This is a genomic window from Flavobacterium sp. LC2016-13, from assembly GCF_009707955.1.
Classification (GTDB): Bacteria; Bacteroidota; Bacteroidia; order Flavobacteriales; family Flavobacteriaceae; genus Flavobacterium.
The window spans coordinates 24,130-49,042 of sequence record NZ_WMDQ01000007.1 but is presented as its reverse complement, the minus strand read 5'-3'; the positions used below and the strand labels follow the sequence as shown (position 1 = coordinate 49,042).

Below are 24,913 nucleotides of genomic sequence, written 5' to 3'. Positions count from 1 at the left end.
AGCATTACTGTTTCAATGTATTATTTGATTGTTACGACAATTTCTTTTTTGATATCTCTTGAAGAATTTCCAACTTTCAAAGTATATTTTCCTGGCTCAACTGTCCATTTTTTAGCCGTTACATCATAATATGCTAATTCTTTTACCGGAATCTGAATGGTAACTGTTTCTGAACTTCCTGATTTTACCAATACTTTTTTGAATCCTTTTAGTTCTTTTGCTGCACGTGTTACTTTTGAATCTCCTTTTGCAGCATATAACTGAACTACTTCTTTTCCATCGACTTTTCCGGTGTTTTTAACTTCAACAGAAACTTCGATTGTTTCATTTACGGCATAAGAAGTTTTATCTGCTTTTGCATTTTCGAAAGCAAAAGTTGTATATGATAATCCGTATCCGAAAGGAAATAACGGTTCAATATTTTTAGTGTCAAACCAACGGTATCCAACTAAAATTCCTTCAGCATAATTCACCACTTTTCCACCTGGGAAACTGTTTGTAGCGTGCGCCGGAGAATCCATGATTTGTTTAGGCATTGTCCATGGTAATTTTCCTGACGGATTTACTTTTCCTAATAGTACATCGGCTAAAGCATTTCCTCCTTCAGAACCATTAAACCAAGACCAAACCACAGCTGAAGATTTTTTGCTGATATTTTCAATATCAAATGGTGCTCCTGCAACAAAAACTACAATTGTTCTTGGGTTTGCGGCTAATACTTTCTGAATTAATTCTTCTTGTCCAAATGGTAAATGTAAATCTCTACGGTCTGAAGCTTCTGTTTCATAATCACGGTTTGAACCTGCAAAAATGATAGCAACATCAGATTTTTTAGCAGCTTCTACTGCTTCTAATACTTTTGCCGGATCTAACTGATCGATTGTTACCGGACCATTTGAAGTTATGTTTCCTAAATTTCCTTTGTTTTTTTCATCATAACGCTCTAAATATCCTTCGGCGTAATTAATTTTAATGGATGATGGCAATCTGTTTTTTAAACCTTCAAGTGGTGTAATTTCTCTTTTGGTTTTAACTCCTGCACCAAAACCGCCAAGCGCGTTTTTCTTGGTTGCATTGTTTCCAATTACTGCGATAGATTTTACTCCGTCTAATTTTAATGGCAATGCATTATTTTCGTTTTTCAATAAAACGATATCTTCTGCAGCAATTTTATAAGCGTCCTGATAATGTGCTTCGGTTGCGATGCTTCCTTTTGCACGGTCTTTTCCGCCCATTGCTTTTACCTGAAATAAAGTACGCAAGATTCTTTTTACGTGAACATCAATTTCTGCTTCTGTAATTTCTTTGTTTTTTGCTGCAGCGATTAATTTATCGGCAAGAAAAAATTCATTGAATGGTTTTGGTGTTCCCATTTCAATATCTAAACCGCTGTTTAACGATTTTACTGTTGAATGAACTGCTGCCCAATCTGAAACCACAACGCCTTTAAATCCCCATTCTTCACGAAGGATTTTATTTAGCATATAATCATTCTCACATAAATATTCTCCTCTAAATTTATTGTAAGCTCCCATTACACTATACGCGTGACCTTCTTTTATAGAAGCTTCAAATGCCGGAAGATAAATTTCGCGAAGTGTACGCTCGTCAATTTGTACATCGACAAAATCACGATTTGTTTCCTGATTATTTGCTGCAAAGTGCTTTACACAAGCCATAACATCATTATCCTGTAAACCAACAATTAACGGCACTGCAATTTTTTTATTCAAAAACGGGTCTTCAGACATATATTCATATGTTCTTCCTCCAAGTGGCGTTCTAACAATATTTATGGCTGGCGAAAGCAACATATCTTTATCTCTGGCACGTAATTCCTGCCCTACACTATTTCCAAAAGTATACGCCATTTCAGTATTCCAGGTTGCGGCCAAACCTCCGCCTGCAGGATAATAGGTTGCAAAATCATTGGTTAATCCTGCCGGAGCCCAATTGTCACGAGAAATTTCTTCACGAACTCCTAATGGTCCATCGGCCATTTTTAGTTCGGGAATTCCTAAACGTTTTACACCACCACTGGTAAACATACTGTTACCGTGCAGCATTCCGATTTTTTCCTCTAATGTCATTTGAGAAACCAATTTGTCGATTTGTGCATCAAATTCAGTTCCGATTTCTTTTCCCAGATGTTCCGTTTGTGCTGTATCTGAACCTGCTGTTTTTGCATCATTTTTACAAGATGCAAATGCTAAAAATGCAAATGCAGCCGATAGGCATATAATTTTATTTTTCATGCTTAATAATTTAGTTTTAGTTTTTTGAATAGTTCTTTTTAAGGTTTTATTGCTTTACAAAATTGAACAATACAACATCGTTTTCATTGATTTTAAAATCTTTGCTAAAAGTTCCGTTGGCATTGATCGTTACTTTTTCTGTTGCAATCAAGGCTCCGCTATTTTTTTCTTTGATTTTATTTACTTGTTCACGCGTTAGCTGACTTGGTTTTCCTAAAGCCAAATAATCGGCGTAAGCATCATTGACTTTATAACCTGTTTTATAGATTTCTAAAGTATATTTTCCTTTTTGTAAACCATCTATTTCAATCTTTAAGTTTCCTTTTGATTTAGATGGTAAATCCTTTATATAATACGTTTGATTATTAATCGAATCTCCCGGATGTGTATTGGTGAAATCCCAAAATAATAACTGAACATCTCCTTTTGCATTTTTGGTTGCCCATGAAGAGGTATCTTTATTTTGAAGTTCAGTTTCTCCTAATTTATTCAGAAAAGCATAAGAGAAATAAGCCGGTTTTTTAATTCCCTGCGTATTCAATAATCCGAAACCTCCATGAAAAGGCGTAAATCTCGGGCCTGCTTCTTCAAAAATATCGGTAAAAACCCAATATGACATGGAGTTCGCCGCATTGCCAACTTGTTTTAGTTTTTGAAGTATGTAAGCTGCTGAATGATAACTGTCGTGAACTGGATCTGCGGGCGTATACGATGTGCTCCATTCGGTATAATGCAATTCTAAATTTGGCTTTGCCGAATTCGAAATCTGTTTGCGTGAGTTTATGACATCGCCACTTATACTTGATTCGTCTTTATTTAAAACGGTTCCCGAAGTTCCGAATTCATCCAGAAATCCTTGTTTTACTCCGTATGTATGTGTCGAAATAAAATCTAACGGAACATTATTTTTAGCACAAAAATCTATTGTTTCCGGAACCCACGCCGCTCCTGCTGTTGCGGGGCCACCAACTTTATATGCCGGATTTACGCTTTTTATTCCGCGTGCTGCATATTCATATAATTTGAAATATTCTTGTTGCGTTCCTGCCCAGAAACCCGGTGATAAATTGGGTTCGTTCCAAACTTCAAAATACCATGTTTTTACTTCTTCGTCCCCGTAACGTTCTTTAAAATGCTGGGTTAGGTTTCTAATTAAATCTTCCCATTTTTTATAATCTTTTGGTGGCGTTACATTTCCTTTCCACCAAAAAATAGTCTGATTTCCGCTTGCTAATGCATTAGGCATAAAACCTAATTCTACGAAAGGTTTGATTTTAATGCTTATTAGAAAATCATACAAAACATCGATATATTGATAATTGTATTCCGGATTTCCTTTTGAATCTTCCCGGTAAACTGCCATATCATCAGACAATAAACCGTGCATTCTGATGTATTTAAAATCGCATTCTTTTTTGGTCATTGCCAATTGCTGCTGCCAATCGGCACGTAAACCTTCGTTTGCTCTTCCTGCACCGATGCATTCTTTGAACATAGCGTTCAGTTTTCCTGCAGTTTTATTGTAATCTACTTTTATGATTCTGTTTTCAGCAACAGCATTTTGTCCAAACAAATTAATATTGATTAGAATTAATGAAAGAAATAGTATTGCTGATTTTATTTTCATTTGATTTTTTTATATCCTAACAGGTTTCCAATCCTGAGGCTTCGGGACTGTTAGGTATTGTTTTATATCCGAAACTAAATATGACTTGAATAATACCTAACAGGTTTGGAAACCTGTTAGGATAAACATCTAAATAATTACAATTTCTTAAATCTAATTGCTGTTCCTCCAGCGCCTCCTAAATGTAATTTTAGTGAATCTGAAGCTTTTACTGTTTTCTTAGAAATTGCAATTTCTGATGGATTATGTGTTTCATCTGTTCCTTCGGCATCAGCATAAATTTGTGCTTCGTAAGTTGCATTTGGATCTAAAAATGATAATGAAACATTTACGTCTCTTGCATTTTCGTTTGTAATTGTTCCTAAAAACCAATCGGCACTATTTCTGTCTTTACGTGCTGTTGTAATATATTCTCCAATTTTTCCTTCTAATACTTTAGTATCTTCCCAATCTGTTGGAACATCTTTTAAGAATTGTAATGCTGGTTTTCCTTCATAATTCTCAGGAAGATCGGCCATCATTTGTATTGGCGCATAAATGGTTACGTACAATGCTAATTGCTGTGCTGCTGTTCCGTGAACTCTTTTTCCAGGATAACCTTGTTTTACCTCAACATCAAAAATTCCAGGTGTAAAATCCATTGGTCCTGAAAGTAATCTGGTGAAAGGAATAATCGTTAAGTGATTTGGCGGATTTCCTTCGCTCCATGCATTGTATTCTTGTCCACGCGCTGCTTCTCTCGAAACCATGTTTGGAAAAGTTCTGCGTTCTCCGGTATCTTTTATTGATTCGTGATATAAAACGGCTAAATCATATTGTGCTGCTTTTTCTAAAATATATCTGAAATAATTTACTCCAAATTGCCCAAAGTGCATTTGTTTCATGTTTAATTTAGAACCTACGTGACCAATTTTAACGGAGTGAATTCCCATTTTTTTGTACAACGCAAAACCTTCGTCAACTTCTTTTAAGTAATTGATTAAGTTTGAACCTGTTTCATGATAACCAATAAGTTCTACGTCTTTTTTCTTTCCGTATTCAACTACTTTTTCTAAGTCGAAATTGTCTGCGCTTTTTGTGAAACTGAACATGTGCATGTGGTTTTCATACCATTGTGGTGTCCAGCCTTTGTTCCAGCCTTCGATCAATAAATGATGAAATCCTTCTTTTGCTGTAAAGTCAATATATTCTTCGGCATGTTTGGTTGTTGCACCTTGTTTGTCACTTTCCCAAAAAGTGTATTTTCCAATGTGCATTCCCCACCAAATTCCGAAGTATTTGTATGGTTTAAAATAACTTGTGTTTTTTAATTTATTTGGTTCGTTTAGATTTAAAATTAAATAAGATGTAATTAAATCTGCTGGTTTTTCTCCAATTTGAATGGTTCTCCAAGAAGACGTAAATGTATCTTTTACACGCACTTTTATACCATCAGCCCACGGCACTAAATCAGATTTAAGTTGCGTTCCGGTTGTATTTACCAAAGTCATACTTGCAAAATCTATTAAGTTTGCTTCGTGAAAACTCAATGCTAATCCGCTTTTACTTTCGATTGTAAGTGGCGTCAAAACGGTATCAAGCGTACTTACGGCAGCTTCTTTAAAAAGATATTCGTCACGGTTTTCTCTGTTTGCCGGAATCCACCATGCTTTTCCATCTTCTTTTAGGTTAAAAGTCGTTTTTTCATCTATAATGAAAATACTGTCTTTTACATTTTGTTTTGGATAAACATATCTAAAAGCTACTCCGTCATCAAACGCACGAAACTGAATTTCTAACTTACGTTTGTTTCCGCTTTTTTGCTGTAATTCAACTGATAACTGATTGTAGTGGTTTCTGATGTTTTTCTTTTCTCCCCAAACTTGTTCCCAGGTTTCATCAAAAGAAGTATTTTTTACATTTTTGATTTCGAAATCTGTGCTTAAGTTTTCATTGTTTTTTAAAACAAAACCCAAATCTGATGCTGTAATCACTTCGGTTTTTCCGTGTGAAACTGCATATTTTGGAGCGTTTTTTACCAACTCAAACTTGATTTTATTTTGTCCGTTTGGTGAAGCTAATTCGTAAGCGTTTTTGTTTTTCTGACTGTAACCAATTGTAATTGACAGTAAAACAGCGGAGAGTATTATATTATTTTTCATGGTACTTTTGTTGAATCTTCTTAAATAAATCGGATGACGTTGCTCAACTTCACCCGATTTAAAACTAAACTAAAACCTTATTTTTATCCCTTTGAGGGTTATTTTTTTGTCACTCCCGATAGCTATCGAGATAAAAGAATTTAAATGATTTTTTTATTTCTCTCGCAGATTTGACAGATTGAGCAGATTTTATTTTTTTTTAAATTCTTTTATTGATTTTAAGATTAAAAAAAAATCTGCATGATCTGCTAAATCTGCGAGAGTAATTATCCTTTTAATCTGAGTAATCAGTGGCGACTATTTTTTATTTAATCCACTCTGTTTTGAAAGTGGTTTTTCCGTTTAATGCATTTGGTGCTACTTCAAAATTGTTTCCGTTTTTTGTCACTTTTATTTCTTGTACCGCATCGCCGTTTGGTAAAAATACTTTGGCTGTTGCCGAAGTTGTTTTGTCGCTGGCGTATACTTTTAAAGTCAATTTGCTCCAATCCATATCTTTTGTAGATTGTGCTAAAGCGATGTGAGGCAATGCGGTTCCGTCTTTTACCAAAACTACAATTGGTACTTCGCCTGCTTTAATTTTATGCCATCCTGATTGGTATACTTTTTTAGTTTGGTAATCGATCCATGTTCCTTCCGGAAGATAAACGTCTCTTTCTGTTACTTCTTCAAAAAGCGGCGCAACTAAAATGCTTGATCCAAACAAATATTCATTATCTACTAACCAGGCACCCGGGTCATTTGGATATTCTACAAATAGGGCACGCATCATTGGTAATCCTTTTTGAGAACTTTCTTTGGCCTGAGCGTAGATATATGGCATCAATTCATAACGCATATTATCTGCTTTTCTAAATCCTTCCAAGAAATCTTTGCTGTATAACCAAGGTTCGCGCGGAGGTTCTCCGTGGCTTCTTACGTGTGATGTAAACATTCCGAAAGGTGCCCATCTTCTGTATAAATTCTCTGGTGATTTTGTTGCAAATCCTCCAACATCATGGCTCCAGAAACTGAATCCGCTTAATCCTAATGAAAGTCCGCCACGTAATTCTGCCGACATTGCTCCGTTTGTAGTTTCAGCATCTCCTCCCCAATGTAATGGGTAACGTTGTGATCCTGCCCAAGTACTTCTTGCCCAGATTAAAGTATATCCTTTTTCTTTTTGCGTAATTTCGGCTACAGCCTTATTATATCTTAGCGGATATAAATTATGTTCGTAAAATCCTGTTCTACCTGAATGGTAAATTCCGTCTGGTGGTGCTGCTTCTCCAAAATCAACTTTGAAAACAGAAACGCCCTGATCGAATAAATGTTTCAATTTTGCCTGATACCAAGATACGGTTTCGGGATTTGAAAAATCTAAAACAGCATCTTCATACGGAAGATTTCCTTTGCGATCTCTTACGGCTAAATTCTTGTCCATGATTTCGTTAAACAAGGTGTTTTTTGGTGAGAAGTATGGTAATTGCCATAAACACACATGAAAACCGTCGTCTTTTAAATCTGACATCATTTTTTGAGCATCCGGGAAACGTTCTTTAGAAAACTCGTAATTGTTTCTCCAATCTACATCAAACCAACCTGTATCAAAGTGAATTACATCTGTTGGAATTTTATATTTACGCAAATCTTTTGCTACTTCGCGTCCTTCTTTTTCTGTGAAATAAGTGATTCGGCTCATCCAGAAACCAAATGACCAAAGTGGTGGCATTGCGGCTTTTCCTGTCAAATCTGTATATTGATCTAAAACGTCTTTTGGTTCTCCGATAAAGAAAAACAAATCGGCTTCGTCATCTCCAATATACATTTCGTTTGCACTTGAATAATATCTTCCAAAGTCTACTGTTATTGGTGTTGAATGGTGCATGAAAACTCCGTAACCTCGGCTGCTCATATAAAACGGAACGGGTTTGTACATCGTTTCGTTTTGAATTCCGTTGGCGTCATCGGTCCACAAAACCACTTTTTGTCCGCGTTTGTTAAATTGTGTGAATGATTCTCCGCAACCAAATATTTTTTCGTCCGGTTCCAGGCTGAAAGCTGCTCCCATACTTCTTGAATAATCGCTGTTTCTGCGCACGTACGAGAACGGAAGTGTTGGCGTATAAGTGTTTTTAAAATCAGAATCGTGAAGTGTACTGGTTAGTAATTTTCCTTTTTCATCGTAAATTTTTACATGCCACGGTTTTGATAAAATTTCTACAACTCCGTGTTTACTGGTGTATTTATGACCGCCTTCGATTTTAGAATATTTCCATAATTCAGGATGATTTGGCGCAACGCCGTTAATCAACATTAAGGATTCTTTTTCCGGATGAAATTGTGGTCCTGAAGTAGTTTTAATTCGAATTGTTCTGTCTGAAACAAATTGAATCTGGAAAGGCAATTCCGGTGAAACCTGATATTCTGTTGTTGGAAATTCGTTTGCTTCAACAGTATCCGGCTTCATCATCATGTTGTTGAATGCCTGACGTGTTTTATAATTGTATCTCAGATATTTTATGGTTCCCTTTCCTGTTGCAGGATCAAAATTTGTTAATTCATCAGCAAAATAAAACGTGTTCAGGTAATTCTGAAAATCTTTGCTGATATCTATTGGCGCGTTTAATACATCTGCATTTTGGATTTGTGCTGATGCTTTTGGCATAACAAGAAATCCAAACATAAAGATTGAAAGCAATGTGGTTAATTGTGAGTTTTTCATTGTTTGTTTTATTCAAATGTTAGTTCTCCTAACAGGTTTCCAAAACCTGTTAGGAACGTTGACTTTGTGGTTTATTATTCTATTGTAATTACAATTGTGGCTTGTTTTAATCCGTTTGCTTTGGCGGTTAATTCAAGTCTTCCGGTTTTATTGCCGGATTGAACAATGACTAAACATTTTCCGTTAAGGGCAGTATGTTTTAAGCCTTTATATGATTCGTGACTTACCGGATCTCCGCTGCAAACGCCAACTATTTTTCCGTTTCCTTTTAATGAGAAATTGATTTCGTTATTGGCATTTGGTGCTAAAGTTCCTTTGTCGTCTAAAATAGTTACGGTTACAAATGACAAATCATTTTCATCTGCTTTTATGGTGCTTCTGTCTGCCGTAAGTTTTAGGTTTGATGGATTTCCGGCTGTTTTGATTTCGGTTTCTAAAACTGTTTTTCCGTTTTTACGAGAAATAGCTTTTAGTGTTCCGGGTTGAAAAGGAACTTTCCACATTACGTGTAAATCTTCTCCTTTTTTACTGCGAACGCCAACTGATTTTCCGTTAAGAAAAAGTTCAACCTCATCGGCATTATTATAATATCCCCAAACGTCAACAGTTTGTCCGACTTTCCAGTTCCAATGCGGAAAAATGTGCAGAACGGTTTTGTTCGTCCATTCGCTTTGGTACATATAATAAACGTCTTTCGGGAAACCGGCTAAATCAACAATTCCGAAATACGAACTTACCGACGGCCATTCGTATGGAGTTGGTTCTCCAATATAATCGAAACCTGTCCAGATATACATTCCGGAAAGAAAATCATGTTTTTTAATTACTTTCCAGGTTGCTTCGTGTGTTGAACCCCAAGGCGCCTGAACCTGATCGTAAGCCGAAACGGTGTTGCCCGGATTTCCTTCTGTAAATTTAAGATCCCATCTTACCGGCCATTTTTTAATTGAATCGGAATTGTTGTCATAATAACCGCGAGTTTCTAAAGCCGAAGTTGTTTCTGTCGCAATAAAGGGTACGTTAGGGAAATTCTTTTTATGATATTCATAGGTTTGATGTGCATAATTGTAGCCAATAATATCTAATACACCAGAGGCTGCAATTTTATTGTATTGAACATTTGCTTTATCAAACTGTAAATCAATACTATCAAGATTCATATTTACCGGCGGATTCATTGCTGCTGTAATCGGACGCGTTTTATCGTATTCACGTGTAATTGCAGCTAATTCTTTTGCGATTTCAACACCAGTTTCATTCCATTGTTCCGGAATTTCATTTCCAATACTCCACATAAAAATACTTGGATGATTACGGTCACGGCGTAATTGATCAACTAAATCTTTTTTGTGCCATTTGTCCCAATCATTTGCATAGTCATATTTGGTTTTGTTTTGTTTCCACATGTCAAATGCTTCATCCATTACAATGAAACCCATTTTATCGCAAAGATCCAAAAGTTCGGGAGCTGGTGGATTGTGTGTGGTTCTGATTCCGTTTACGCCCATTTCTTTCAAAATTTCCAACTGACGTTCGATCGCACGTGTATTAATCGCAGAACCTAACGTGCCTAAATCATGATGTAAACAAACTCCTTTTATTTTTACTTGTTTTCCATTAAGAATGAAACCTTTGTCAAGATCAAATTTAAAAACTCTGATTCCAAAATTCGTTTTGTATTGATCTACAATTTTATCATCTATTGAAATTTCAGTAACTGAAGTATACAGTTCCGGCTTTTCTACAGACCATAAAATTGGAGTTTCAACCTGAGTTTCTTGTTTTAATACTTGATTTGAATTTGCACCAATCGTTATGTCTTGAGTAACGGATGTTACTTTGGTATCTTCTTTAAAAATAGTAGTTGTTACTGTTGCTTTTTTTGATGCTGAATTTTGATTTTGAATTATCGTTTCAAAATTAACTGAAGCTTTTTCTGCAGTAACTTTTGGGGTTGTAATATAAGTTCCCCATTGTGCAACGTGCAATTTATCGGTTGTTTCGATCCAGACGTTTCTAAAAATTCCTGATCCTGAATACCAACGTGAGTTTGGTTGTTTTGAATTGTCAACCTTAACAATAATTTCGTTGCTTTTTTCTCCGTAACTTAAGTAGGAAGAAATCTCATATTGAAAGCCAATATATCCGTTTGGACGTTTTCCTAAATAATGTCCATTTATCCAAACTTCGCTGTTTTTGTAAACGCCGTCGAAGGTTATTGATATTATTTTATTTATATCTTTAGATTCTATTCTGAATGTTTTTTTATACCAACCTAATCCTCCGTTAAGTGATCCACCGCCATATCCGGCCGGACTTTTTTCATCAAACTTACCTTCAATACTCCAATCATGCGGTACATTTAAGGTTCTCCATTTGGTTGAAGTTCCAATCGTGTCATGATCTTGAATGTTATCATTTAAATGAAAACTCCAATCTGAATTAAAAGAAACTTTACGGTTCACAAAAGCATCTTCTTTTTTGCTGCAAGAGCTAAAAAACAGGATTCCAATTATCATTAATAATGATAATTTGTTACTTAAATTATTTCTTTTCTTTTTCATACAGGAATTATTTTATTGAAAAAAATATAAATATACCGATAAGTGATTTTTAGGATCACCTATCGGTAGTTTTAATGTATAAGCCAAATTATGGTTTTGGTTTGTAGTGGAAAATAATCTGTGCTTTTCCTTCACCCGTTCTACTTTGATCACGTAATACGGATAAACGTAATGAAGTCGCAGTAAGTTCAACCACTTTTAAACTTGTCCAGCTGCTTGCATCAGGATAATAATCACCTCCATACAGCAATTCAGGGCCATTGTTCAATGCCATTTTATTATTTACAATATCAAAAGAGAAAAGTCCTGTTTTAGCAGTTTGACTTGTTGTAGTCTGAGCTGTTTGTTTTACAGAAACATTATATCCTCCGTCTAAGTTAAAAGTCATTTCTCCCCAATCTTTATTTGGCATAACCCAGCTATTACTAGCGTAATCAGGATACCAGTTCCAATTGTCACCTGTTTTACCAGGAAAATCTAATCCTCCCCATCCAATTGGACTAGTCATATCCAGAACCCATGTTTTACCAGCAGCACCGTTAGTCAACATTGCCCATTTAGGATCTGTTGTAATAGAAGACAAATCTGTTGTAGTAACTGTTACACTTTTTGATGTTGCAGCTTGTACAGAACCTCCTCTTGCAAAGGCAGTAAAATAAAAAGTATAGGTTCCTGGAAAAGGAAAAATAATTTTATCTGATGATTTATTAGAATGCCCTAATTCCGTTCCGGTTGCATCAACATATCTCCAATAAGGAAGTACATCTGGATCTCCATTTTGTATCAAAATTTCATTTCCGTTTGCAGGATTTGGGGTAACTGAAAATTTAACATCTGCTGGCGTTAATGTAACAGCATCTAAACTTTCTCGATCTTCAACAGGTTCACATGAAAATAATAATGAGCCTATGGTTACTATAGCTATTAATATATATAATATACGTTTCATAATCATTTGTTTTTTAATTAATTCCAACCTGGGTTTTGTTTAATTGTACCGTTTGAAAGTACTACCTGTGATTGTGGCAATGGGAACCAACCTAGAGTTTCTGGTCTAAAAGTTATATTAAATTCTGCGCCAGTATTATTGTCAATTGCCTTTTTTGCAATGGTCATATCTTGTCTGATTAAATCAAAATAACGTTGTCCTTCAAGAGCTAGTTCAAAACGACGCTCTTCCATGATGGCATCCTTATCAAGAGTTGTAGCTCTATGCGTTGTGTCTTTAAAGGCTCTGTCACGAACTCTGTTAAAATCATCAATAGCTAAAGTTGAATTGGAAGTTAGATTTAATTCAGCTGCCATAAGCAATACATCTGCAAAACGAATTATAGCATAATCCTGATAGTTATCAATTTGGAAATTTCCTCCGTTTGCTTCTACAATTGCAGTTCCTGCATCGTTAGTAATTGGGCAATATTTTTTCCATGAATATCCTGTATATTGACGTTGATCTCTTGCTTCCGGATCAAAATTTAGAGGTGCACCTTTATACTGTTCTGTATTGTAACTGATAATTGTAGCATCTCTACGGGTATCACCTGTCGCGTATTCTTGGTATAGTTTAGGATTTACAGTTGCTCCTCCCCAGCCAGTAGCATAAGGTCCGATATTACCTCCACGGGGAGCAATATTTACCTGAAAACGGTTTCCTTCATTTAAACCCCAATCTCCTTTTCCTGAACCGTTAAAACGAACCGCCCAAACCATTTCTGTATTGTCTTCTCCTGCAAAATTTGCGAAAGAAGCTGCAAGCCAAAGATTAGCAAAATCAGCCACTAATCCGTGTCCACTATTGCTTACTACATCATTGATATAAGTTGTAGCTTGTGCTTTTGTAATTACACCGGCTAAATCTGGTTTTTCGTAATAATCAGTGTAGAATAAAAATGTTCTTGCTAAATAAGCTTCGGCAGCCCATTTTGTGATACGACCGTAATTTGCGTTTCCTGTTTGTGAATAGTTTTCAGGACCTAAATTATCAATAGCAAATTTTAAATCATTTGCAATTAAAGCATAAGTAACTTCTGGCGCTTGTCTTGGCAATTGAAACTCACTTGTAGTCACTGTATGATCAAGAGGAATAATATCTCCGAACATTTTCGCAGCTGTAAAGTGAAAGTGTGCTCTTAAAAAACGAGCTTCTGCTTCGTATCTTGTTTTTAATGCTGTGTTAGCGCCCCAGTTTACTTTGTCCAGATTTTCTAATAGAATATTGGCTCTGTAAATTCCTAAGTAAGCATATTTCCAAACATCAGAGTTCATGTCTTTATTACTTACATATAAAAAGCGGTCCCATTCGATATCAGCCTGAGCGTCCGCAGTTCCGTAGCCTCCAAAACAATCATCAGATGCTTGTTCGCTAATTAATAATGGTCCTCCGTAAGCTTCACGTTGCAATACATCATAAACGGCAACTAAACCTTCGTAAGCATCATTTGGTGTTTTATAAAAGTTCGATTCATCTTTGTTTGTAGAAGATTCTGTATCCAGAAAATCATCTGAACAAGCTCCTAAAACAAGTAAGCTTGAAAGAGCTAATAGTTTTATATATTTTTTCATCGTTTTCATAATTTAAAAGTTAACATTAAGACCCATCATATACGTTCTTGGCTGTGGATAATATCCAACATCAATTCCTCTTGCCCATGGTTGAGTCAAGTTACCGCTGCTATCTCTGTTACTGTTTCCAAATCCAATTTCAGGATCCATTCCTTGGTATTTAGTAAATGTAAACAGGTTATTAGCTGCTACATACACTCTGAATTTACTAAAGAAGTTTAACTTGTTTGTTAATTTTGTAAAATCACATCCTATAGTAGCACTTTTAATTCTGTAGAAATCTGCATTTTGAACATATAAATCAGAGAATTTTGTATAGTTCCCGTTTGTATCTGCTCCGTAAGTAACTCTTGGAACTGTGTTAGAACTTCCTTCTGTTGTCCATCTGTTTAAAACTTCTGTAGTGTTATTACTGTATGGACGCGTTGGATCATGAACTGCGAAAACGTTTTGGTTTCCTGCTACTCCATACGTGTAAACCGAAAGATCGAATGCTTTGTATGAAAGATCAAAATTTAAACCGTACGTAAAATCAGGATTTGGATTTCCGATTTTAGTTTTATCGTTTGCATCTATTTTTCCGTCATTGTTTAAGTCTACGAAACGAACATCTCCAGGTTGTGCATTTGGTTGTACGCCTGCAGCAACTTCCGAAGCATTTTGAAAAATTCCTGCTGTTTTTAATCCGTAGAAATAACCAATTGGCTGTCCAACCTCAACACGGTTCATCTCATCTGTTCCCTGAAACAATAAGTTTGTTTCTCCGTGAATAATTCCTTCACTGTTGGCAACTCTAAGTACTTTATTTTCATTGTGTGAAATGTTTCCGTTTACAGAAAAATTCCAGTCTTTTCCAAATTTCGTGCGGTAAGCCAAAGCAACTTCAAAACCTTTATTTTGAATATCTCCTCCGTTAATATATGGAGCTGTTGCTCCTGCATAAACAGGAATAGATGACAGTACTAACCAGTCTTTTGTTTTTTTATCGTAATAATCGAACGTTAAAGTAAAATTAGTGAACAATGTAGCATCAAAACCTAAATCGGTTTGTTCTGAAGTTTCCCATTTTAAACGAGGATTAGAAAGTTGGTCAGGGCTTGCTCCTGTTTGCAATGTTTCTGTTCCAGTCCCGAAATGGTAGCTTTTATTATAAGTGCTAATCGTTGATAAATAAGAAAAAGCAGGAATCTGATCGTTACCATTTTGTCCCCAACTTGCTCTAATTTTAAGATTGTTTACTACTTTATTTTCCGGAAAGAAGCTTTCTTTATCAACATTCCAACCTGCAGAAAGTGACGGGAAATTTCCGTATCTGCTTGAACGTGCAAAGTTTGATGAACCGTCTCTTCTTATTGTTGCTGTAAATAAATATCTGTTATCATAGTCATACAATAAACGTCCGAAATAAGATTGAATCGCATAATCTGCACGATTTCCTTTTACAGTATTTGATGTCTGATCTGTAGCATTGCTTAAATAAGCGTGTGCAAAATCATCAAAAGTTAGGTTTTTCCCTGTACCTTCCATAAAATCTGATGTATTCTTTTTAGCAGAAGTACCTACCAAAACATCAAAATTATGTACTCCGGCAAGAGTCGCTTTGTATTGTAACGTGTTTTCAAAAATCCATCCTAATGATTTAGTAGCATTTTGAGTTACGCTTGAAACCGTATTATTATCTGTTGTTGAAAGAGAATAAACCGGTCTGAATGAACGGTAGTTACTGTCTGTCATATCAACACCAAAACTAGTTCTGTAAGTAAAGTTTTTTAAGAATTTTAATTCTGCAAAAATGTTTCCTACGTAACGGTTTGATTTAGTTTCATTAAAATTGTTGTAATATAATGATCCAACCGGATTACTAACGTCTGGTGCAACTACTGAATGTGCAAAATTTCCGTCTGCATCATAAACTGCATCAATTGGTGCCGCGTTTAAGAAGCTTCTGATAGCGTTGCTGTAAATTCCCTGATCTGCAACCCCTGAACTTTTGATATTGGCGAATGAAAAGTTTTCTCCAATTTTCAAATGATTTTCAATTACTTCAGATGTTGAGTTTACATTAAATGTAATACGATCGTATTGCGATTGACTTGTTGCACCACCAATCATACCTTCTTGTCCGTAATAAGACAATCCTGTAGCAATTGTAGATTTTTTATCTCCACCACTAATCGTAAGCGAGTGATTTTGTTTTATTGCACCATCTTTAAATAAATCATCCTGCCAGTCATGGTTTGGCATTGCTGCTACTTGCGCCGGTGTATATAAAGGTGTTAAACCAGAATTTACACGAGCTTCGTTCATAATTGTAGTATATTCCTGTGTGTTTAATAAATCCAGTTTTTTAGCAACTTGCTGAAAACCTGTATAAGAGTTAAGCGACACATTCATTTTACCATCTTTTCCTTTTTTGGTAGTTACCAAAATAACTCCGTTTGCTGCTCTTGCACCATAAATAGATCCTGCAGAAGCATCTTTAAGAACGTCAATTCTTTCTATAGCAGAAGGATCAAGATATCCAATTCCGTTATCGACAACCACACCATCAACTACGTAAAGCGGTGTGCTGTTTCCTGCCGTTCCTACTCCACGAATGTTTACTGCCATTCCAGCTCCGGGTTGTCCTGAAGTTGAAGTAACATTTACTCCTGAAGCCTGGCCTTGCAAAGCGTTTACTACATCAAGACTGGCAACATTTTGAATGTCTTTTCCAGATACTAATGAAGTTGCTGCCGTGTTTACCTTTTTCTTTTGTGTACCGTAACCGATAACCACAATTTCTTTAAGTTCAGCCGTTTCAGCCTGCATGGTTACATTTATTTTTCTATTGGCTCCAACAGTAATTTTTTGCGTTTTATATCCCATAAAACTAAAAACCAGTACGTCTCCGGTTTTAGCTTCAATTTTATATAATCCGTCAAAATCAGTTGCAGTGCTAATATTTGTTCCCTGCACTAAAACAGTCGCGCCCGGAACTCCCATATTATCATCTGCTGATGTTATATTTCCGCTCACGAATTTGGATTGATCCTGAGCAAAACCTGATTGCATTGCAAAAACGCTTAGCAGTAGCGCCATACAAAACGGAAGCAGTGTTGTTTTTATACAATAATTGCTTTTCATAATAATTAAGATTGGTTAAATTTATAGTTAGTTACCTTATAATTTAATTTAGTATGCATTCGAAATAATTTGTTCGAATAATTCTTGTCTACCACTTAATGGTTGAGGCTCTCCGCTTGCACGGGCAATTTTACTAAGATCTTCAAGAGATAATTCTCCTTTTTCAAACTTAGCTCCGTTACCACCGTCAAACGAACTGTAACGCTCTGTGCGTAATTTTCTGTAATTTGTATTTTGTAGTATTTGATCTGCGCAGATTAATCCTCTTGCAAAAACATCCATTCCTGAAATGTGCGCGATAAATTTGTCTTCTAAATCGATTGAATTTCTTCTCACTTTAGCATCAAAGTTTACTCCACCACCCTGAATTCCGCCACCTTCTAGAATAACCAACATTGCTTGCGTTACTTCCTGAAGATTAATTGGAAATTGATCTGTATCCCAACCATTTTGGTAATCACCACGGTTTGCATCAATGCTTCCTAACATTCCTGCATCAACTGCAACTTGCAATTCGTGCTCAAAAGAATGTCCGGCAAGTGTTGCGTGGTTTACTTCAAGGTTTAATTTGAAATCATTTTGAAGTCCGTATTTATTGATGAAACCTAATGAAGTCGCAGCATCATAATCATATTGATGTTTTGTTGGTTCCATTGGTTTTGGTTCGATTAAGAAGTTTCCTTTAAAACCTTCTTTACGAGCGTAGTCTTTACAAGTATTCAAAAATCTGCCTAAATGGTCTAATTCTCTTTTCATGTCTGTGTTTAACAAACTCATGTATCCTTCACGACCTCCCCAGAAAACATAATTTTCTCCACCAAGTGCAATAGTTGCATCGATAGCAATTTTTGCCTGAGCTCCGGCGTAAGCCAAAACATCAAAGTTTGGATTGGTTGCAGCACCGTTCATGTAACGAGGATTGCTGAATAAGTTTGAAGTTCCCCACAATAATTTAATTCCGGATTCCTGTTGTTTTTGTTTTGCATATTCAACCATTGTTTGAATACGAGTTTCAAATTCTGCCAACGTTGGTGCATCATCTACAACATCAACATCATGAAAACAATAATATGGCAAACCTAATTTTGTCATGAATTCAAAAGCCGCATCCATTTTGTCTTTAGCTCTTAAAATTGCATTTTCATTTTTATCCCAGGCAAAAGTTTCAGTCGAAGCTCCAAACGGATCTCCACCAGTATTACATAGCGTATGCCAGTAAGCCATTGAAAAACGCAAATGCTCTTTCAATGTTTTTCCTGCAACAACACGATTTTCATCGTACCATTTAAACGCTAATGGATTATCACTTTCTCTTCCTTCGAACTTAATTTTGTCGACGTTTTTAAAATATTGATTCGTTGTGCTCATTGTTATTGTTCTATTTTAATTTGACTTTTCCATTCTTGATATAAATCCTGATATTGAGTTGTCAGGATTTTATTCGGTTCAATTCTGTCTAAACATTGCAATCCCTGGAAAGCTTCGTCTAGTGAATTGTAATATCCAAAACCATAAGCAGCGCCTCTTGCAGCACCTTCGGCTCCTGAAGTATTGTATAATTCTAAAGTAGTTTGTGTTGTATTGGTGAAGATTTCTCTAAAAACCGGACTCAAAAACAGGTTTGAATTTCCTGCACGAACCACAGTTCCTGAAACTCCAACTTCTTTCATAACATCAAAACCGTAGTTCATCGCAAACACGATTCCTTCGCAAGCCGCACGAACTAAATGTGACGGTTGATGAATATTGAAGTTTAAATTCTGAATTCCAGAAGTTGCATTTTTATTATTGAAGATACGCTCAACGCCATTTCCGAAAGGATAAAAACGAAGTCCGTTGCTTCCCGCTTCTACTTTTGCAGCTTCGGCATTTAGTTTTTCATACGCAATTAATTCAGTTCTGTCAACTGACATGATTTTACGTAACCATTGATATAAAATCCCTGAACCGTTTATGCACAACATAACTCCGTTACGTTTTTCGGTTTCAGTATTATTAACATGTAAAAAAGTATTGATTCTGTTTTGTTTGTCGTAAGCATCCTGATCGCTTACGGCGTAAACAACTGCAGATGTTCCGGCAGTTGTAGCAATTTCACCCGGTTTTAAAACATTCAATGACAATGCATTGTTCGGTTGATCTCCGGCTCTGTACGTTATTTTTGCATCAGGATTTAATCCTAATTCCTGAGCAATTTCAGCATGAATTGTAGCCTGAATTCCGAAGTTTGAAACAATTTCAGGAACAATTTCAGATGGTAATCCCATTTGAGAAAGGATTTCTGTTGCTAATTCTCCTTTAGAAAAATTCCATAAAGCTGCTTCTGATAATCCTGAAGTACTAATTTGAGCTACTTTCGATAATTTGGCCGCAATAAAATCGCCCGGAAGCATCATGTATTTTGCTTTTGCAAAAACTTCCGGCTGATTATCTTTTACCCATTTTAGTTTTGAAGCGGTAAAATTTCCCGGACTTCCTAAAATTTGCTGCTGACAATTTTCAGCTCCAATCTCAGCATAAACTGCATCTCCAATAATCGCGGCACGACTATCGCACCAAATAATGGAAGAACGAACCGGATTTAGATTTTCATCGGTTAAAACCAAACCGTGCATTTGATACGCAATTCCGATTCCGGCAATTTTCTTTAAATCAATATTAGATTTTGAACCTAATTGTTTGATTCCGTCCTTTACAAATTGCCACCAGGATTCAGGATCTTGTTCTGCCCAGCCAAATTCCTGAGCAATAATTGGCATTTCAAAATCAGGAACACTAACCGCACCAATTGTCGTTCCGTTTTCCGGATCGAAAACTGATAATTTTATCGAAGAGCTTCCTAAATCAATTCCTAAAAATAGCATTTGTGGTATTTTATTTAATTATAGAATTATCTTTGTTCTTTTAAACTTATAGTCAGATTGAACTTATCTTATGGTTATTTTGACTACAAGTGTAAAACATTTTTTCTATATTAACAAAATATTAGGTGTTTTTTTTGGCTATTCAGATTAATCGATATGCATTTTTACAGATACAATAAAATAAGTGCCTAAAGTGAAATAAAAATTATTGAAAAAATAGCGAATTAGCAATTTGACAATCAGACATTTAAGAATAAAAAGCACAAAACCCAAAAATCAGCAATTAAATAAAACACTGATTATCAGAAAATTGTTACGTTAAAAAAAATATAAAGCTTTTACGAAAGCAATTATTCATTTTATTTATTTAATTTGTCAAAATTTTAAGAAGGATATGGTTGAAAATGTAGATGAAGATTCAGTTTTAAAGAGCGAGCAAACTGCAATGAATGCGATCACGATTGACTGTGTTATATTTGGTTTTGATAAAGGAAGTCTTGAAGTGCTGTTGGTACAACACGGAGAAGGAATTAGTAAAGGAAAATGGGGTCTTCCCGGAGGATGGATCTATAAAAAAGAAAGTACTGATAACGCTGCACATCGTTTATTGAACGAACTTACAGGCCTTGACAATATTTACCTTGAACAGTTGAAAGCATTTGGAGACCCGGACCGTTTCCCGCTTCGACGCGTTATTACGATTGGTTATTATGCCTTGGTAAAACGTGAAGATTATAACATTAAGGCCGGTTTTACAGCTTCTGATGCCAAATGGTATAAAATAAATAGTATTCCGAATTTAATTTACGACCATAACGAAATCCTTGCTTATAGTTTAAAACATCTTCGCAACAGGGTTCGTCAGGCTCCGCTCGGATTTAATTTATTGCCTGAAAAATTTACATTGCTGCAGTTAATGCATTTATATGAAGAAATTCTTGGAATCGAAATGGACAAATCTAATTTCAGACGAAAAATTCTTCACATGAAATTATTGGTTGCTTTAGATGAGAAACAGCAAGATGTTTCGCACAGAGCCGCAAAACTATATAAGTTTGATCCCGATATTTACAAAAAACTGACGGAGAAAGGTTTTAATTTTGAATTTTAATGACTTTTTCTCCTTCTAAACATATTCAGGAAACGAATACCAACATAACTACAGATAAAAAATTAGTTATAGACGGTATATCGATCGACTGCGTTATATTTTCTTTTGATAAAAAAAATCTTGAAGTTCTCTTGGTGCAACATGCCGAAGGGGCAAGTATTGGAAAATGGGGACTTCTTGGTGGAGATTTATATCTGGAAGAAAGTGTTGACAATGCTGCGCTGCGAATATTATATGAACTTACAAGTCTGGACAATATTTATCTGGAACAGCTAAAAGCATTTACGGATCCTGATCGTGTAAAAAGCACCAGAGTTATAACGGTTGGCTATTATACTTTAGTAAATCGGGAAGATTATAACATTAAGGCGAGCAATTCTGTAATTGAAGCAAAATGGTATAAAATAAAAGATATTCCGGATTTAATTTTTGACCATAACGAAATTCTTGAATTCAGCTTGATGCAATTGCGTAATCGCGTTCGTCAGGCACCGATTGGTTTTAATCTTTTGCCTGAAAAATTTACCTTATTGCAACTAATGCATCTTTATGAGGAAATATTAGGGGTTGAATTGGATAAATCGAATTTCCGCAGAAAAATTTTGCACATGAAGTTACTGGTTGCACTCGATGAAAAACAACAAGATGTTTCGCACCGTGCCGCTAAATTGTACAAATTTGATCCCGAAATCTACAAAAAACTGACTGAAAAAGGATTTAATTTTGAGTTTTAAAGGTTGTTTTAAATTTCAGAATCTAACTATCGCCCTTCAACATTCCAGAATCCAAAACTTTGCGCTATCTTTGCCCATTAATAACATGCTCTAAGGCAATTGCTCAAGAGCAAATTTATACCCAAAAATTACTAAAACTCGGATAGAGAATTGATATCATAAAATGAAGAAGATACGTAACTTTTGCATTATTGCACACATTGACCACGGTAAAAGTACATTGGCAGATCGACTATTGGGAGCTACTCAAACCGTTACAGCCCGTGAAGAAAAAGCACAATTGCTTGACAACATGGATCTGGAGCGTGAGCGTGGAATTACCATTAAAAGTCACGCCATTCAAATGGAATATACTTATAAAGGAGAAGAATATATTTTAAATTTAATTGACACTCCTGGTCACGTTGACTTTTCATACGAAGTTTCTCGTTCTATTGCTGCTTGCGAAGGTGCACTTTTAATTGTAGATGCTGCTCAAAGTATTCAGGCACAAACGATTTCTAATTTATATTTGGCTCTTGAAAATGATCTGGAAATTATTCCGGTTTTGAATAAAGTAGATTTACCAAGTGCTAACCCTGAAGAAGTTAGTGATGATATTATCGATTTATTAGGATGTAAATTAGAAGATATTATTCATGCTTCGGGAAAAACCGGTTTTGGTGTTGAAAATATTTTGGCTGCCATTATCGAAAAAATTCCTGCTCCAAAAGGAAATAAAGACGAACCTTTACAGGCTTTGATTTTTGACTCGGTTTATAATCCGTTTCGTGGAATTGAGGTTATTTTTAGAGTTGTAAACGGTGAAATCAAAAAAGGGCAAAAAATTAAATTCATGGCTACTGGCAATGAATATTTTGCTGACGAAATTGGAACTTTAAAATTAAATCAGGTTCCTAAAAATGTCATTTCAGCAGGAGATGTTGGTTATTTAATTTCAGGAATTAAAGAAGCGAAAGAGGTAAAAGTTGGTGATACATTAACTGATGCTAAAACGCCTACAACCAATATGATTACAGGTTTTGAGGATGTAAAACCAATGGTTTTCGCCGGAATTTATCCTGTTGATACGGAAGATTATGAAGATTTGCGTTCTTCTATGGAGAAATTGCAATTGAATGATGCTTCGCTAGTTTTTACACCTGAAAGCTCTGCAGCGTTAGGTTTTGGTTTCCGTTGCGGATTCTTAGGAATGCTTCACATGGAAATTATCCAGGAACGTTTAGAGCGTGAATTCGATATGACTGTAATTACTACAGTTCCTAACGTTTCGTATTTGGCTTATACCAAAAAAGATCCTGAAACTGCTTTTGTTGTAAATAATCCTTCTGACTTACCTGAACCTTCTCGTTTAGACAGAGTTGAAGAACCTTATATTAAAGCAACAATCATTACAAAAGCTGATTTTGTTGGAAACGTAATGAGTTTATGTATCGAAAAACGTGGTCAAATTACCAATCAAACCTATTTGACTACAGAACGTGTTGAATTGAATTTTGATATGCCTTTGGCGGAAATTGTATTCGATTTTTACGATCGTTTAAAAACGGTTTCTAAAGGTTATGCTTCTTTCGATTACTCTCCGATTGGAATGAGAACTTCAAAATTAGTAAAACTGGATGTTCTTTTGAATGCACAAACTGTTGATGCGCTTTCTGCATTGATTCACGAAGACAACGCTTATAATATCGGTAAAAAAATGACCGAGAAATTACGCGAATTGATTCCGAGACAACAATTTGATATTCCGATTCAAGCTGCAATTGGAGCTAAGATTATTGCTCGTGAAACGATTAAAGCACTTCGTAAAGACGTTACCGCAAAATGTTACGGTGGAGATATTTCCCGTAAACGTAAACTTCTTGAAAAACAGAAAAAAGGTAAAAAACGTATGAGACAAGTAGGAAATGTTGAGATTCCGCAAGAAGCTTTTATGGCTGTTTTGAAATTGAACGACTAGTCTTTTTTTAGAAGAAAGAATAAAGAGGAAAGAATATAGATTTAAACCCGATGACTACGTTATCGGGTTTTTTATTTTTATTTATTTGATGTGGTTACAATATGGATGTGACTTGTGTAGACGCACTGCTGTGCGCCTCTACAGATTCGGATTGCGAATAATTTCTTAACCAATTAATCTGTCCTAATTTGGGACAAATTTCTTATTTATTTAAACTCTGAACCTTTGTATCTTTGAACCTCTGAACCTTCAAAAAAAATGGACGAAACCCCAAAACGATTTGACCGAATTGTCGCAATCCTGATTCAATTACAATCTAAAAAAATTGTAAAAGCTCAGGAATTGGCGGATCGTTTTGAAGTTAGTTTACGAACTATTTATCGGGATATTCGAACTCTTGAAGCTTCGGGAGTTCCTATTTACAGTGAAGCCGGAGTTGGTTATGCTTTGATGGAAGGTTACAGATTACCTCCCGTTATGTTTACCCGCGAAGAAGTAAGCAGTTTTATTGCAGCTGAAAAACTAATGCAGAAATTTACAGATCCTGCTTTAGGAACGCATTATGCATCGGCGATGTTTAAATTGAAATCAGTTTTGAGAGGTACAGATAAAGATTATCTTTCAAATATTGAATCCAGCGTTGTGATGCAAACTGCTGAACCTCTTTTTAATGATCAATCTCCCAATACCTTAGCAGTTCTTTTTGAAAGTATTGCCGAGAAAAAGCAAATTCTGTTATCTTATAAAACTTTTGACAAAGAAGAAACTACGAGAAGAAACATAGAACCTGTCGGCGTTTTTCATGATCATAACAATTGGTATTTTCTTGGTTATTGTCATTTACGAAAAGATTACCGACAATTTAGAACTGACAGGATTCAGGGAATTCAAAAAACAGAATTGGATTTTACTATAGAACACGATTCTCTCGAAACTTATTTAAATAAAAACGAAACAATACCAACAACAAAAGTTCGGATTTTAGTAGACAAAAAAATTGCCCGTTATCTTGAGTTTGAAAAAAAATATCATGGCTGCGTTTCTGAAACAGAAATAGACGGACAAATAGAAATGACATTTATGTGCCGTGATATCGATAGCGGTTTTCCGCGCTGGTTTTTAATGTTTGGTGATTACGCCACAATTCTCGAACCTGAAAGTCTTAAAGTTCGAACGCTGGAATTGCTTGAAATTAATAGAAAAAGACTTTTATAAAAAAACGCCTAAAATGAAACTGAATTTCATTTTAGGCGTTTTTTTATTTG

The 24,913-nt window shown here is 35.5% G+C and carries 14 protein-coding genes; 4 read left to right on the top strand and 10 right to left on the bottom strand.

Annotation, left to right across the window (positions count from 1 at the left end):
* Positions 1–20: 20 nt before the first annotated feature.
* From GKZ86_RS14910 to GKZ86_RS14865, 10 genes are all read right to left on the bottom strand, one after another.
* Positions 21–2,255 carry a glycoside hydrolase family 3 C-terminal domain-containing protein gene (locus tag GKZ86_RS14910; protein ID WP_154783879.1) on the bottom strand — a complete coding sequence of 745 codons (2,235 nt, stop codon included), beginning with the start codon at positions 2,253–2,255 and terminating at the stop codon, positions 21–23.
* A 46-nt stretch (positions 2,256–2,301) separates the two neighbouring features.
* On the bottom strand, positions 2,302–3,882 hold the full coding sequence (locus GKZ86_RS14905) for a glycoside hydrolase (RefSeq protein ID WP_154783878.1): 1,581 nt from the start codon (positions 3,880–3,882) through the stop codon (positions 2,302–2,304).
* Positions 3,883–4,019: 137 nt separating this feature from the next.
* Positions 4,020–6,023: a glycoside hydrolase family 97 protein gene (locus GKZ86_RS14900; protein ID WP_154783877.1), complete on the bottom strand. Its 2,004-nt coding sequence runs from the start codon at positions 6,021–6,023 to the stop codon at positions 4,020–4,022.
* A gap of 304 nt (positions 6,024–6,327) precedes the next feature.
* Entirely contained in the window at positions 6,328–8,727 is a 2,400-nt protein-coding gene (locus GKZ86_RS14895; RefSeq protein ID WP_154783876.1) for an alpha-xylosidase, read from the bottom strand.
* Between the two features lie 74 nt (positions 8,728–8,801).
* Positions 8,802–11,291, bottom strand: coding sequence for a glycoside hydrolase family 2 TIM barrel-domain containing protein (locus GKZ86_RS14890; protein WP_154783875.1), 2,490 nt, complete (start codon positions 11,289–11,291; stop codon positions 8,802–8,804).
* Positions 11,292–11,379: 88 nt separating this feature from the next.
* Positions 11,380–12,240, bottom strand: a complete 861-nt coding sequence (locus GKZ86_RS14885) for a hypothetical protein (RefSeq protein WP_154783874.1) — start codon at positions 12,238–12,240, stop codon at positions 11,380–11,382.
* 17 nt (positions 12,241–12,257) lie between these two features.
* Positions 12,258–13,853, bottom strand: coding sequence for a RagB/SusD family nutrient uptake outer membrane protein (locus GKZ86_RS14880; protein ID WP_154783873.1), 1,596 nt, complete (start codon positions 13,851–13,853; stop codon positions 12,258–12,260).
* 12 nt (positions 13,854–13,865) lie between these two features.
* Positions 13,866–16,979: a TonB-dependent receptor gene (locus GKZ86_RS14875; protein WP_154783872.1), complete on the bottom strand. Its 3,114-nt coding sequence runs from the start codon at positions 16,977–16,979 to the stop codon at positions 13,866–13,868.
* A gap of 48 nt (positions 16,980–17,027) precedes the next feature.
* Positions 17,028–18,347 carry a xylose isomerase gene (xylA, locus tag GKZ86_RS14870; protein WP_154783871.1) on the bottom strand — a complete coding sequence of 440 codons (1,320 nt, stop codon included), beginning with the start codon at positions 18,345–18,347 and terminating at the stop codon, positions 17,028–17,030.
* 2 nt (positions 18,348–18,349) lie between these two features.
* Entirely contained in the window at positions 18,350–19,843 is a 1,494-nt protein-coding gene (locus tag GKZ86_RS14865) for a xylulokinase (RefSeq protein ID WP_154783870.1), read from the bottom strand.
* Between the two features lie 394 nt (positions 19,844–20,237).
* On the opposite strand from GKZ86_RS14865, the gene GKZ86_RS14860 reads away from it, so the two are divergent.
* The 4 genes from GKZ86_RS14860 to GKZ86_RS14845 all read left to right on the top strand — a co-directional run bounded on the left by GKZ86_RS14860 (position 20,238) and on the right by GKZ86_RS14845 (position 24,863).
* Positions 20,238–20,954, top strand: a complete 717-nt coding sequence (locus GKZ86_RS14860; protein WP_154783869.1) for an NUDIX domain-containing protein — start codon at positions 20,238–20,240, stop codon at positions 20,952–20,954.
* The gene (locus GKZ86_RS14855) at positions 20,954–21,688 is read left to right on the top strand and encodes an NUDIX domain-containing protein (protein WP_154783868.1); all 735 of its coding nucleotides are present in this window, start codon (positions 20,954–20,956) and stop codon (positions 21,686–21,688) included. Before GKZ86_RS14860 ends, GKZ86_RS14855 begins: the two co-directional genes overlap by 1 nt.
* Before the next feature lie 163 nt (positions 21,689–21,851).
* Positions 21,852–23,648, top strand: a complete 1,797-nt coding sequence (lepA, locus tag GKZ86_RS14850; protein ID WP_154783867.1) for a translation elongation factor 4 — start codon at positions 21,852–21,854, stop codon at positions 23,646–23,648.
* Between the two features lie 258 nt (positions 23,649–23,906).
* Positions 23,907–24,863, top strand: coding sequence for a YafY family protein (locus tag GKZ86_RS14845; RefSeq protein ID WP_154783866.1), 957 nt, complete (start codon positions 23,907–23,909; stop codon positions 24,861–24,863).
* Positions 24,864–24,913 lie beyond the last annotated feature (50 nt).